Genomic DNA, 10,934 nt, shown 5'->3' on the forward strand with positions numbered 1-10,934 from the left:
GGTCATTAGTCATTACTCGTTACTCATCACTCATCACTCATCACTTCCCTAGAGATTTGAAGAAAGGTTGCGCTCATAAGTTGCACAATTACGTAAATTATTAAAGAATATTAACTACTCGTTATCATATCTGATACCAAATAGGGATAGGTGGTATGAGTCTGGAATAGTCTAAGAATCTGGACTTTTAATCCAAAATTCAAAATTGGCGTGATAACGATTAGTGGCTACGGGAAGGCAATCTTTTCGAGCATCTGTAGAAATTACCGATTTTTTGCACCTAACTTTGCCAAATCTCCTTCTGAAGTTTCTGTCTGTAATTTGTCGGTGATTTCACAGGGATTGAGAACTTGTGTATATAGTCTTAAGGTTTCTGAGGTAATACGATCCCAACTGTAGTTAAGACTGACGTATTTTTGAGCTTTTTTGACCATTGCTGGCAGTTTTTCGGGATTTTGCAAAGCCCAATCAAGGGTGGAAACACAAGAGTCTAAGTTTCCGGCTTTAAATAGTATTCCGCGTTCTTCTGCTAATAGTTGTTGATGTGGTGCAATATCACTTCCCAAAACGGGGATACCTTCTCGCATTGCTTCTAACATGGATAAAGGTAAGCCCTCCAAGTCGGAAGGTAAAACAAATAAGCCTGCACCTCTGACAATTTCCCACAGACGGGAACCTCTTAATTCCCCAGCAAAAACGATATTTTTTTGATGAGCGATTTTTTCTAGTAGTTGGGAAGTGAAGCCTTTGGTATCGCTGACACCTCCAGCTAAAACTAGTTTCCAGCCTTGGGGTTGCAGGCGACAAAAAGCATCGACTAACAAATCAGGGCGTTTTTCTGGGACGAGTCGGCCTAAAAATAGAATATAACGACCTGTTTCTAGTCCTAAATGACGACCATAGACGAAATTGGGGTCTGATTCGCCGTAATTAGCAGGCGCGGTGGGAATATAAACAGTATTTCTTTGATATGTTTGCCAAAAATATGTTTGCAGAGCTTTTGAGACAACAATCAGACTGTGGGCAAAACGCACTGCTGTTTGTTCCCCTAGTTGAATTACCTTGGTAGACAGGCTACCCCATTTCGCTCTTTGCCAGTCTAAACCGTGACAAGTAACGACGATTTTGGCAGAATTAGCCAGTCTGGGTATGCAGGTAAATAAAGCAGGGCCGAGAGCGTGGAAATGAATAATATCATATTGCTGACGAGTAGCTGCGATCGCTCCCATTGCGGAGGTGACAAAAGCATCCACGCCAGTATAATCTAACCCTGGTACGGATATCACCTGCACACCGCGATAATAATTACTTTGCCAGCCAGTATTTTCTGTATATGATGTCCGAGCAAATAAATCTACAGTATGACCCTGGGAAACCATGCGGGGATAAATTTCCGCACAATAATGTTCAATACCACCCTGTTTTGGTGGTATACCTTTAGCACCAATTACAGCAACTCTCATTGTCAATCTCGATTAATAGGGAATGGGAATGGGGAATGGGGAATGGGGAATGGGGAATGGGGACTGGGATTGGGAATTGGGGAGAGACAAGGTAGATTTTTCCTATGCCCCATGCCCTATGCCCTATGCCCAAAATTCTTTAATTTTGAATTTTGAATTTTGAATTTTGAATTGATTAGCTCTATGCCCCTGAATTGATTGTGACCAACGATTTTTTTTCCCAACGCTGCCACATTTTTTTATACACTCCACTAATTACTGTTCTGGCTGCGTAGGGTTGGGCGGTTTTGACACAGGCTGAGATGGGATAATTTTCTGGATTCATGACTACTTGGCGTAAAGCTTGGGCGATGCAGTCTGGTGTCCTTTCTTGACAGACAATACCGCTTTCGGATGAGAGTAACTGCGGTGTCTCACCTGCTTTAGTGGTAACTATGGGTGTACCGCAAGCTAAGGCTTCTAAGACTACAAAGGGTAAGCCTTCAAAAGCACTCGTCAGCACTAAGGCGTGACACACACGATGTAAGTCGGCTAAGGCTTTTTGGGGGACTGCACCTAGCATTGTTACTCGTTTTTCTAGTCCGAGTTGGGTAATCTCTGCGCGCACTGACTCGGCTAATTCACCATTACCCGCTATTAATAAATGAATTTTGGGGTCGTCTAAAGTGGCTAGGGAGCGAATTAGGAGGAGGGGATCTTTTTGGGGATGTAAACGACCGGCAAACATAATAAAGCGGGTGTCTACATCTAGTCCTAAGCGTGTTGCTAGTTCGCGTCTACTTTGGGCTTTTTTGTCGGGGGTTAGGGGATAGAAAATATCCTCATCAAAGGTGTTTTTGAGAAAAGCTACTCGCTCTTGCAAGTCGGGATAGCGCTCTTGGTAGAGTTTCATGGACTCGGTGTTACAAGAGTAGATTTGCTGGAATTGATTCACCAACATCTTTTCTAGGGTGAAATAGGCGGCGGGAAATTTGCGCCACAAGATGGCGTTTTTATCGTCTTTGGCTGCTATTTGGGCTTGAATGTCATTTTGAATAAAAAGTGTCTTTTCCCCATGCCAATGACGAGTTACTATGGTTGGTTCTATTCTGTAAAAGTGCATAAAATCTGAAGCGTAATTACGCCCAACCAAGGCAGCTGTATATTTAACAGTAGTAGGAATTAGACCTCTAAAATCGTCATTTTCTATAAAAAACAGGGGTAAAAAACTAATTTCTCTGCCTGCAAATTCTGCTTGTTGCCATTCACCTAAAGTCTGGGAGCGATCGCTTGCTGTCCCTACAAGTCGGACTTCAAACTCCCTGGGCGCATATTTGATAAATGTATTAATGAGTGTCTGAATTCCGCCTATGGAACTACACCAGGGATTGTACTGGTAGAAAATCGTTAAAACTGGTTTTCGCATTACTCACACCCCAAGGGAACTTTGTTGCACAAAGAAGTTGAACTGATGATTTAGGGAAAATACTGAATTTTAGCCGTAACTTATGCAACAATGGTACTTAACATACACAGCCCTATCGTAGTATCTCTACTGAGAAAAGTCACTTTTTACTTAATGTCTTCACGAAATTTTTACATTGAAGACAAAAAAATCTAGTGCCAAAAACTTCAGATTTTTCTAACAACTATCTATGAATCCTTTACTACACCAATTTATGAAGATATCAGTGGTAATTATAAGGTAGCTTTAAATCAACTTCATACTAACTTTACAAAAACTGCATATCTATAAAAATTAGATTCATTATCTTGAGTTAAGGTTTTGCTTACATCCAAAAAAGCAACTATAAATGAATTTATACTCTTGATAAAACTTTGGCCTTCATATTATTTGCAGTCAATATACAAAGGGGAATTTAAAATAGTGAAAATCATTCCAAAGATAGAAGACACAAGCTTTAAGCTCTCAAAGATATATATTTATGAGCGTGTTGTAGCGTACTGATTTATATATTTACATTCTGCCATATTTAAAAGTATTTGCATTGGAATATTTTGCAATAAATTGAATTAATATGTGCTTAAGTCAGTTGTGCCATAGTATCTGATATGTGTAAGAAGATAGGCGAGTTTAACTGAACAATAGAGCCATTATTTTTAAAATATCAGCTAGATCAAAATTTTCAACAAATTAAAAAAGACGTGGTTAAAACACGTCTGGAAATGTTTTGGCGGATTGTTTTGAAATCAACTATTTTCTGAACCAGTGATGATGGCTAGCTATTCCGAAATTTGCTCATCATCGTCGTCTGTTTCTTGCGATCGCTGGTACTGAAGCTGGTTTAATAGTGATAGCACCTTTGTGCCTCTTTCAATGGAACGGTCTTCAATAAAAATCACTTCAGGTGTACGACGCAGCCTAACTCGCGCACCTAGTTCACTCCGCACAAAACCAGTAGCTGATTTGAGTCCAGCCATTGTTTCGGCTTTGGCTTCCTCTGTACCGTAGATACTGACGTAGATTTTAGCGTGCTGGAGATCACCAGAAACATCAACATCAGTGACACTGACCATTCCTGTACCCACACGGTCATCTTTAATACCATTCAGTAGCATTTGGCTAACTTCCCGTTTAATTAATTCAGCAACACGGGAAACGCGGCGATTTGTAGCCATATAAATAATCCCTCTCCACAGAGGTAAGACAACAACAAATATAAGTAAGAGAGGACAAGGGTTGTAGATGAACCAACACTGTCCTTAACAGCGATCGACAATATACTTTTAGTCTAGATGGTACCCAGTCCCAACATCGCCCGTAATGTGAAAGTCAGGAATGCCAAACCGCCTATCAATAAGCCCAAAACAGCCACTAGGGTGACTGGACGCTTTAAGAGTGGGAACAATGGTTCAAAGGTGTTCAGCAGCAAACCTAGAACTATAGTAATCAAGTAGCGGGGGTAGCGAAAAACGTTATCCCAAAATCCGTCAAACATTTTAATTGAGACTGCCTTGTTATAGAATTAACGTTTGTTTTGATGTAGTTTATCCCTCTTATTGTAATCTATTGTGCAGGAAAACTACTCAATTCATATAAAATATGCTTCGTTAGTTATATTGTCACAGTTCAGAATCTTATCAGCAAAATTCAGATATCAATCAAGTTTTGATATTACTACTATATCTATTAGTCAGATTCTTCAGAATTACTTTATTGTCCTGAATCCTGTATATTCTCTGAAATATGATGTTATATTTATTAGCCTATATCTGAATTGCCGTGCAATGGTTAGTGAAATCTCTAAAGAAACTTGCCCGCGCCCTTTTTTAAAGTGGGCTGGGGGTAAAAGTAGATTAATACAACAATATATTCCCTATTTACCCAAGAATTATCAAAATTATTATGAGCCATTCTTGGGGGGTGGAGCTTTATTTTTTTATTTACAACCTCGACGAGCGTTTTTAACTGATATTAATGGTGAATTGATTAATGTATATTGCTGTGTCCGCGATCATGTGGAAGAATTAATTTTTCTTTTGAAGGAACATAAACTTAGACATAACAAAGATTATTATTACAGTGTTAGGGCTGATTCTGGTGGTAGTGCTTTAGAAAAAGCCGCTAGATTTATTTATCTGAATAAAACTTGTTATAACGGTTTATATCGGGTCAATTCCCAAGGTAAATTTAATGTGCCTTTAGGTAGATATGCCAATCCTAATATTTGCCCAGAAGATTTACTCAGAGCCGCTTCTGCTTTGTTGCATACATCAGCAATTCAACAGTCAGACTTTGCCAGTGTATTAAATTATGCTACAGGTTGTGATGATTTTGTATTTTGTGACCCGCCTTATCATCCTATCAGTAGCACAAGTTATTTCACCAGTTACCATCAGACTATTTTTGATGCAAGAAAACAAGAGAAATTAAGAGATGTCTGTGCAGAATTGGCAAGTATTGGGGTGAAAGTTGCTGTTTGTAATTCGGATTCTGATTTTATTGTTGATTTATATCGAGAGATTGATTTTAAAATTCATAAAATAGTAGCTGCCCGTTCTATTAACTCTAATACTCAAAAAAGAGGGCTGATCAATGAATTGTTAATTACATCTTATTAGAAATTTTTATTAGCCCAGGCAATAAATCTATCTAATGTATAAACTGCTATTAAATTATGGTTGTGTTTCACTTGCTGTTTTAACCAATCAATAGCCCCTCCGCGCATCCCTTCACCCCCAATGACTACTATTGTCGGTGCTGGATAATATTCTTGAATATTCAAGTTTAAATAAGGAAACTTTTCATCAACTGAACCGCCGCTTTCTTGCCATTTACATTCAATAATTAATCCGCCAGGAATTGTGGGTGTTCCTATGACATAGAAATCAACTTTAAGCGCAGTATTATAAATGCCATTACCGATACTAACTTGTTTCCCATAGCGTTTATTTAATAAACTAGCATTCAGTAAATACTCTTTAGTAATATGACTGCCAATTTGAAAATATTCATAAGCAGTTAATACTGCATCTACATTACTTTCTAAAATCTTTCCTGCTTGATTTGCCCGTGCGCCTGGAGTCATAGGAATTCAAAATTCAAAATTCAAAATTCAAAAATTACAGATAAGTAGAACAGGGTAAATCATTAAAGGTTTGTAGAGAGAACTTTAGTTCTCTCCGCGAACAAAAAAGGACTAAAGTCCTTACTACGAACTGAATCCTAGTATTTTTACATTGCTTAATATAGTTTGGTTTTTTCTAGTTGTTCTACTTAATTCCCATAAACTAAATTTACCTACGGAGGACTTGTATGATTTTCGTTTTTGCTCATCATCTGTAACTGTTGGTGCTAATCTCACTTATTCCAGGATTTCATGGAAATGGAAGTAAATAAATAATTACTTAATATGAATTTTCAATTTCTGTTATTTTCAGTGCAAATGTACTAAAAAAAATAGGAGATTTTTTGGTGATTTGAGAAATTTAAGAACCCCAATTTCTTAAAGAAATCGGGGTTCTGAAGTGGGTGGGCATAAGATAATTCAATATGCTTTAGTGGAGAGTTTGGGCTAAAACCTAAAAATAGGGATGTTGTATATTTCTCATTGAAATCAACGGTTAAGTGACGTAGTGCTGAAATTTAGCCTGTTTGCATTTCAGTTTGGCCGTTGCGGATAGCCCAGGCGATGTCTAGTAGTTGTGTCCAACGCTTTTGTAGTTGCTTGGGAGTACATTTTAAGATTTTAGCGATCGCCTGATCACTTTGTTTAGCCATTTTCAATTCTAATAATTGCTGTTGTTGGGGAGATAAGGTACTCATTAAAGTTTGCCACTGTTGGGCAGATAATCCCAATTTTTGATCTAAACCTGCACCCAACCATTGATGCACTAATTGCCAATGATGTTGCTTGGCAAACTTCTGCACATGATATTTAAAACGCTGTTGTAGATAATCGCGTTGACGGCTAGTAAGACCGAGAATTTGGTCAATTTCTGGGGCTGGTAAGTCTTGCAGCTTTAAAACCAGGTAATTTACACAATCAGATTGTCCTTGGGCTTCCAAATATTGAATGAGTTCAGAGATAATGCGATCGCGTTCTGATTCTTCTGATAAATCAACATGAGCTTGAGCAATCATTTGCGCCCGAATCTGTTGTACCGCCGAGTTCCGTAGGTAAGATTCTGCTTCCTCACTTTTGGCAGATTCTACAGCCATTTCAATATCTACAGCTGTTTCCTGGGGCTGACGACGGGCAAAACCTTGAGCGCGTAAAATAATTAATTGTTGATTGTTTCCACCAGGTAAATTAATCCGACGCTTGGCATACTGTTCAGTAAATGCCATGTATTCAGCCAACTGCAACTGCGTGCGGGGAGTGTAATCTTCCGGTAATTCGTTCTCGCGACGAAAAGCCTTAATAGCTTCAATGTAAAATGCTTGGAGAAAATCTTCAATTAGATTATAACGACCTTCAAATCCCAATTCCGAACCAGCTATGGTGACATGGCGGTAAACCATAGAACCCAAGCTACTATGCAATTCTACCCGTCCCCGTCGAGAACCTAATTTATAGTAATGTAGACACTTTTGCAGGCGGTGGCGAGATAAAGTTACCTGCCAAGACTGAATCGCCCCAGAGGTTTGAATGCGGGAACTCTTATCGCAAATGCGTTGGACTTCCTTGGCAATACGTTGGGCGACATTCTGCACACAACCAGGTGTTGCTTTGACTTGAGCTTGCATTTCCTGACATAGCAGTTGTATCAAAGCATCTGTAGCGGATAATTCTTCGGTAACAACTTCATTGACATAAGTAGATGTAGAGGCTGGTAGATTTGCAAGATTGAGTTTCATGACTTTTCCTGGGTGTGGTTTTGCACCTTTGAGACAATACACAAACAGCAGCTAAAGTCAGCTTTGAGTGGAAAACCACAAAACCAACCAAAAGCACTGTTCATATATATGACTGTACGCAATGTAAAAAAGTTACAGAGAATGTAGTGTGTCGCTTTTTCTCAAGCAACCCCATCGAGGTTAACACAAGCATATTTGCTTTGCCCGTAAAATGGCTAAAAAGCTTAATATGTCTCCATCACTGTCATTGTGTCCTCACCACTCCCAATGTTTGTCTGTATGACGATAGAAAAACTGGAGTCTGTTACGGACATAATTCCGAAACAACGGGAAAAGGCTGTGAAGTTCAATAATTAAACCCATGCAGCCACAGTTTCCCAACCTAAACCCCTCCTGGTAATCAAGGGTTCATCTCCAGTTAAGTCCACAATCGTAGATACTTCATAAGTTGGGTCTCCGCCTGTATCTACAATTACATCTACAAATTTATCCAAACGATCAAATAACTCCACGCGTGACAATCTTAATTCTGAATTGATTTGAAATTTGCCGTCATCCACTTCATCTGGCGGTAAATGGGCTGAAGTCGAAATAATAGGGTTTCCTAGTGCTTCTAGTAATGCTAAACACACAACATGATTGGGTACGCGAATTCCAGTAGTTTTGCGTTTAGGACTTTGTACCAGTTTTGGCACTAATTTAGTAGCAGGCAGCAAAAATGTATAAGTTCCTGGAATTAACCGTTTCATAATCCTGTAAGCTGTGTCACTAACAAAAGCATAAGTAGTAACATTTGACAGGGAAGGACATAAAAACGTCAGTGGTTTATCATTTGCTAGCTGCTTAATTTGTCGGACTTTTTCCACCGCAGATTTGACATTTAAATCACAACCGATCGCATAAACTGTATCTGTTGGATAAAGCATAACTGCGCCCGTGGCAAGTGCCGACCTTATTTCCTCTATTCTGCGACTTTGGGGATTCTCCGGATGGACTGAGATAATTTTTGCCATATTGCGTAGGTACTAGGTATTGAGAATTGGGCATGGGGAATTGGGTATGGGGCATTGGGCATGGATTATAGAATAGATACCCGTTAGTAATCTCCCTCATAAGAAGGGATATACTCTTACGGCGATGTTCTGTAAACTTAAGGGTTGCATATATTTACATACACAGGCAAATTTTAGGGGACTAGGTTAGGTAAAAAGGCAAAAGTAAAAAGAAAAGAGTCTAATAAATCTTGAGAGTTGTACGGGCGCGTTTAACCAAAATATCTGTTTGAAAGTGTAAATCTCTCACATAACCCGCCCCTACTGACTGTTGACTAATGACTAATGACTAATGACTATTAACTATTGACTTATGACTAAAATCGCTTATTTTCAATGTCCAGCCGGGATATCTGGTGATATGTGTTTGGGGTCTTTGGTGAGTCTGGGTGTTCCCCTCGAACATTTGACGGCAAAACTCAATAATTTGGGTATATCCCAGGAATATAAGTTAAGGGCGGAATTAGTACAGAAAAACGGTCAGCAGGCTACTAAGGTTCATGTGGATTTAATTGCACATCACCATGACCACCATCACCATCACCACGAACACCATCATGGCCGCCATCTGCCGGAAATTGAGCAAATGATTCTCAATGCAGGGTTGCCTTCACGGGCTGAGGCTTGGAGTTTGGCGGTATTTCGCCAATTAGCCGTGGCGGAAGGGGCTGTGCATGGGATTGCGCCAGAAAAGGTGCATTTTCATGAAGTTGGTGCGGTGGACGCAATTGTAGATATAGTTGGTACTTGCCTGGGATTGGACTGGTTAGATATCGGTACTGATGCGGCAGGATTCCCTTTATTGTATTGTTCGGCATTTCCTACGGGTGGGGGTACTGTCAGGGCTGCACACGGACAGATGGCTGTGCCAGTACCGGCAGTTTTGAAGTTATGGGAAATGCGGAGTTGTCCTGTTTATAGTAATGGGATTGATAGAGAATTAGTAACACCAACCGGAGCTGCGATCGCAACTACTTTAGTCCGGGAATTTGGCGCACCACCACCAATGACCATCAAAAAAATAGGATTAGGATCTGGTACGATTAATCTCCCTATTCCCAATATACTACGCCTCTGGCTGGGTGAAAGTGCTAGTTCTCAGCCCCATTTCATGGATTCTCAGGAAACTAGCACAAATTTAGAAACCATCTCCGTACTAGAAACGCAAATTGATGATTTAAATCCACAGGCGATAGGTTATGTATTTGAAGCGTTGTTTGCAGCTGGCGCGGTGGATGTCTTTACCCAACCCATAGGTATGAAAAAATCCCGCCCAGGAATTTTACTAACTGTGATTTGTCATCCAGAAAATTTATCAGCTTGTGAAACTGTGGTATTTCGTGAAACAACTACTTTGGGTATCCGGCGCACTACCCAGCAGCGCGCTATTTTAGAACGGGAGATTCAAAAAGTAGAAACAAAATACGGCACAGTGAGAATTAAAGTAGCATGGCAAGGACAAGCTAAAGATAGGCGTGTCGCTAACATTCAGCCAGAATACGAAGATTGTGCAGCATTAGCCCGTCAATACGATATTCCTTGGCGGGAAGTTCATCAGATGGCATTGCAAAGCTGGCAATTTAATTAGCTGTTATGAACTACGTGTACAACAAAACATGAGTAATGAGTAATGAGTAAGTAGAACGGTGTAGATAATTCAAGGTTTGTAGTGAGGACTTTAGTCCTCTAATAAGGACTGAAGTCCTTACTACGAACTAGATTCCAATCTTTTTACATTACTTCACATAGTTTGTTTTTTTCAAGCCGTTCTACTTAATAAGTAATAAGTAATGAGTGTAAGTCCTATGGGCATTTACTCATTACTCAACACTCATTACTCAGCACTCATTACTCAGCACTACGAATTAGTTTAATATCTGATGCTAGGTAAAATCGAAAGGTCTATAATTTCACCTACTAATAAACCAGTAGCAGCTAAAAAAGTTAAAATCCAAAAGGAATCTTTCTTATTGAAGCCCGCAAACCGCATTTCTAAATCTGCTAACAAGGTGCTAGCGATAGGGATAAGAAAGAGACTAAATAATAGTGACCAAGTAGCAACTAAAGCAATTGACGTACTCAATACTAAAATCACCACTAGGGTGCGAGAACCCAAAG

At 39.6% G+C, this 10,934-nt stretch carries 10 protein-coding genes and 1 pseudogene; 3 read left to right on the forward strand and 8 right to left on the reverse strand.

Annotation, left to right across the window (positions count from 1 at the left end; genetic code table 11):
• Positions 1-263: 263 nt before the first annotated feature.
• Positions 264-1,463 carry a glycosyltransferase family 4 protein gene (locus CV014_RS17770; protein WP_236143240.1) on the reverse strand — a complete coding sequence of 400 codons (1,200 nt, stop codon included), beginning with the start codon at positions 1,461-1,463 and terminating at the stop codon, positions 264-266.
• Positions 1,464-1,491: 28 nt separating this feature from the next.
• Between CV014_RS17770 and CV014_RS30150 the strand changes: the two genes are divergently transcribed.
• Positions 1,492-1,626, forward strand: coding sequence for a hypothetical protein (locus CV014_RS30150; protein ID WP_268964771.1), 135 nt, complete (start codon positions 1,492-1,494; stop codon positions 1,624-1,626).
• Positions 1,627-1,644: 18 nt separating this feature from the next.
• Here CV014_RS30150 and CV014_RS17775 read toward each other — a convergent pair whose 3' ends face one another.
• The 3 genes from CV014_RS17775 to CV014_RS17785 form a co-directional block, all read right to left on the reverse strand.
• Positions 1,645-2,868 carry a glycosyltransferase family 4 protein gene (locus CV014_RS17775; protein ID WP_236143241.1) on the reverse strand — a complete coding sequence of 408 codons (1,224 nt, stop codon included), beginning with the start codon at positions 2,866-2,868 and terminating at the stop codon, positions 1,645-1,647.
• An 818-nt stretch (positions 2,869-3,686) separates the two neighbouring features.
• Entirely contained in the window at positions 3,687-4,082 is a 396-nt protein-coding gene (rbfA, locus tag CV014_RS17780; protein ID WP_236143242.1) for a 30S ribosome-binding factor RbfA, read from the reverse strand.
• A 113-nt stretch (positions 4,083-4,195) separates the two neighbouring features.
• Positions 4,196-4,402, reverse strand: a complete 207-nt coding sequence (locus CV014_RS17785; RefSeq protein ID WP_236143243.1) for a DUF751 family protein — start codon at positions 4,400-4,402, stop codon at positions 4,196-4,198.
• Positions 4,403-4,691: 289 nt separating this feature from the next.
• On the opposite strand from CV014_RS17785, the gene CV014_RS17790 reads away from it, so the two are divergent.
• The gene (locus CV014_RS17790) at positions 4,692-5,525 is read left to right on the forward strand and encodes a DNA adenine methylase (protein ID WP_236143244.1); all 834 of its coding nucleotides are present in this window, start codon (positions 4,692-4,694) and stop codon (positions 5,523-5,525) included.
• Here the strand turns inward: CV014_RS17790 and CV014_RS17795 are convergent.
• The 3 genes from CV014_RS17795 to CV014_RS17805 all read right to left on the reverse strand — a co-directional run bounded on the left by CV014_RS17795 (position 5,522) and on the right by CV014_RS17805 (position 8,777).
• Entirely contained in the window at positions 5,522-5,992 is a 471-nt protein-coding gene (locus CV014_RS17795; RefSeq protein ID WP_236143245.1) for a PD-(D/E)XK nuclease superfamily protein, read from the reverse strand. The genes CV014_RS17790 and CV014_RS17795 overlap by 4 nt on opposite strands.
• 557 nt (positions 5,993-6,549) lie before the next feature.
• Positions 6,550-7,764 (reverse strand): HetZ-related protein, encoded by a 1,215-nt coding sequence (locus CV014_RS17800; RefSeq protein WP_236143246.1) that lies wholly within the window; start codon positions 7,762-7,764, stop codon positions 6,550-6,552.
• Positions 7,765-8,117: 353 nt separating this feature from the next.
• Positions 8,118-8,777: an L-threonylcarbamoyladenylate synthase gene (locus CV014_RS17805; protein ID WP_236143247.1), complete on the reverse strand. Its 660-nt coding sequence runs from the start codon at positions 8,775-8,777 to the stop codon at positions 8,118-8,120.
• A 352-nt stretch (positions 8,778-9,129) separates the two neighbouring features.
• Between CV014_RS17805 and larC the strand changes: the two genes are divergently transcribed.
• Positions 9,130-10,404 carry a nickel pincer cofactor biosynthesis protein LarC gene (gene larC / locus CV014_RS17810; protein ID WP_236143248.1) on the forward strand — a complete coding sequence of 425 codons (1,275 nt, stop codon included), beginning with the start codon at positions 9,130-9,132 and terminating at the stop codon, positions 10,402-10,404.
• Positions 10,405-10,686: 282 nt separating this feature from the next.
• On the opposite strand, the pseudogene CV014_RS17815 reads toward larC, so the two are convergent.
• A pseudogene (locus CV014_RS17815) lies at positions 10,687-10,934 on the reverse strand (hypothetical protein); the annotation flags it as partial.

Source organism: Nostoc sp. CMAA1605 (genome assembly GCF_021596505.1).
GTDB lineage: Bacteria > Cyanobacteriota > Cyanobacteriia > Cyanobacteriales > Nostocaceae > Trichormus.

Coding starts and splice junctions, on each gene's coding strand:
- CV014_RS17770 (WP_236143240.1), bottom strand. CDS start 1,463: ATGAGAGTTGCTGTAATTGGTGCTAAAGGTATACCACCAAAACAGGGT.
- CV014_RS30150 (WP_268964771.1), top strand. CDS start 1,492: ATGGGGAATGGGGAATGGGGAATGGGGAATGGGGACTGGGATTGGGAA.
- CV014_RS17775 (WP_236143241.1), bottom strand. CDS start 2,868: ATGCGAAAACCAGTTTTAACGATTTTCTACCAGTACAATCCCTGGTGT.
- rbfA (WP_236143242.1), bottom strand. CDS start 4,082: ATGGCTACAAATCGCCGCGTTTCCCGTGTTGCTGAATTAATTAAACGG.
- CV014_RS17785 (WP_236143243.1), bottom strand. CDS start 4,402: ATGTTTGACGGATTTTGGGATAACGTTTTTCGCTACCCCCGCTACTTG.
- CV014_RS17790 (WP_236143244.1), top strand. CDS start 4,692: ATGGTTAGTGAAATCTCTAAAGAAACTTGCCCGCGCCCTTTTTTAAAG.
- CV014_RS17795 (WP_236143245.1), bottom strand. CDS start 5,992: ATGACTCCAGGCGCACGGGCAAATCAAGCAGGAAAGATTTTAGAAAGT.
- CV014_RS17800 (WP_236143246.1), bottom strand. CDS start 7,764: ATGAAACTCAATCTTGCAAATCTACCAGCCTCTACATCTACTTATGTC.
- CV014_RS17805 (WP_236143247.1), bottom strand. CDS start 8,777: ATGGCAAAAATTATCTCAGTCCATCCGGAGAATCCCCAAAGTCGCAGA.
- larC (WP_236143248.1), top strand. CDS start 9,130: ATGACTAAAATCGCTTATTTTCAATGTCCAGCCGGGATATCTGGTGAT.